Below are 1,588 nucleotides of genomic sequence, written 5' to 3'. Positions count from 1 at the left end.
AATAAATTGGTCTTTCTGTGCGTTCACGAGAGGCAACAGGGCGGCCATGGCCCCGTTGAGCCCCGGTGTCTGCTTCTGCCCATTGTCCACCAGTTTCGCCATGGCCCACAGCAGGTTGGCGATATGCTGAGGAATAAATTGGTCTTTCTGTGCGTTCACAAGAGGCAACAGGGCGGCCACGGCCCCGTTGAGCCCCGGTGTCTGCTCCTGCCCATTGTCCACCAGTTTCGCCATGGCCCACAGCAGGTTGGCGATTCCCTGGGCATTAAATTGGTTTTTCTGTACGTTCACGTGGGGCAACAGGGCGGCCACGGCCTCTTTGAGTCCTGGTGTCCACTCCTGCTCGTTGTCCACCAGTTTCGCCATGGCCCACAGCAGGTTGGCGATATCCTGGACATTAAATTGGTCTTTATGTGCGTTCACCTGGGGGAACAGCGCGGCCACGGTCTCTTTGAGCCCTGGTGTCCGCTCCTGCCCGTTGTCCACCAGTTTCGCCATGGCCCACAGCAGGTTGGCGATATGCTGAGGAATAAATTGGTCTTTCTGTGTGTTCACGAGAGGCAACAGGGCGGCCACGGCCTCGTTGAGCCCTGGTGTCCGCTCCAGCCCGTTGTTCACCAGTTTCGTAATGGCCCACAGCAGGTTGGCAATGTCCCGGGCATTAAGTTGGTTTTTCTGTGCGTTCACGAGGGGCATCAGGGCGGCCACGGCCTCGTTGAGCCCTGGTGTCCGCTCCAGCCCGTTGTCCACCAGTTTCGTAATGGCCCACAGCAGGTTGGTAATGCCCTGGGCATTAAGTTGGTCTTTCTGTGCGTTCACGAGGGGCAACAGGGCGGCCACGGCCTCGTTGAGCCCTGGTGCCCGCTTCTGCCCGTTGTCCGACAGTTTCGCGATGGCCCACAGCAGGTTGACAATATTCTGGGTATTAAATTGATCTTTCTGTGCGTTCACATGGGGGAACAGCGCGGCCACGGCTTCTTTGAGCTCCGGTGTCCACTCCCCGTTGTCCACCAGTTTCGTCATGGCCCACAGCAGGTTGGCGATACCCTGGGCATTGAATTGGTCTTTCTGTATGCTCACGTGGGTCAACAGGGCACCCATGGCCTCTTTGAACTCTGGTGTCTGCTCCAGCCCGTTGTCCACCAGTTTCGCCATGGCCCACAGCAGGTTGGCAATGCCCTGGGCCTTAAATTGGTCTTTCATTGCGCTCACGTGGGGCAACAGCGCGACCACGGCCTCGTTAAACTCCGGTGTCTGCTTCTGCCCTTTGTCCACCAGTTTTGCCATGGCCCAAAGCAGGTTAGCGATACCCCGGGCATCAATATTCCTGGCTTGAGGTTTTTGGCTGCAGTTAAATATTATTGCATCCAGTAGGGTTGACAATAAGTGAGCTTGAGTAAGCTTAACACGCTCATCCATGGGGTAATGAGGGGTAAAAACACCCGCTGAAGTCAATGAATGAAGTGTTGTCGTCAGGCTTCGCCAATTCCAGCTCCGTGTTGGGATAAAGTTTTGCAGCATACGTATCAGCTGACTTTGTTCCGCCCGGTTTAACGGTTTTTTAGCAGCTGACGTGTATTCTTTAATT

At 55.6% G+C, this 1,588-nt stretch carries 1 protein-coding gene; it reads right to left on the bottom strand.

What is annotated here, in order from left to right; translation table 11 throughout:
- The coding region (locus tag CX664_RS25095; protein ID WP_146000366.1) for a DUF1601 domain-containing protein at window positions 1-1,588 on the bottom strand (1,588 nt) is incomplete at both ends.

The organism is Endozoicomonas acroporae (genome assembly GCF_002864045.1).
GTDB classification, from domain to species: domain Bacteria; phylum Pseudomonadota; class Gammaproteobacteria; order Pseudomonadales; family Endozoicomonadaceae; genus Endozoicomonas; species Endozoicomonas acroporae.
The sequence above is the reverse complement of the archived record's forward strand: the minus strand, read 5'-3'. Positions and strand labels throughout refer to the sequence as shown.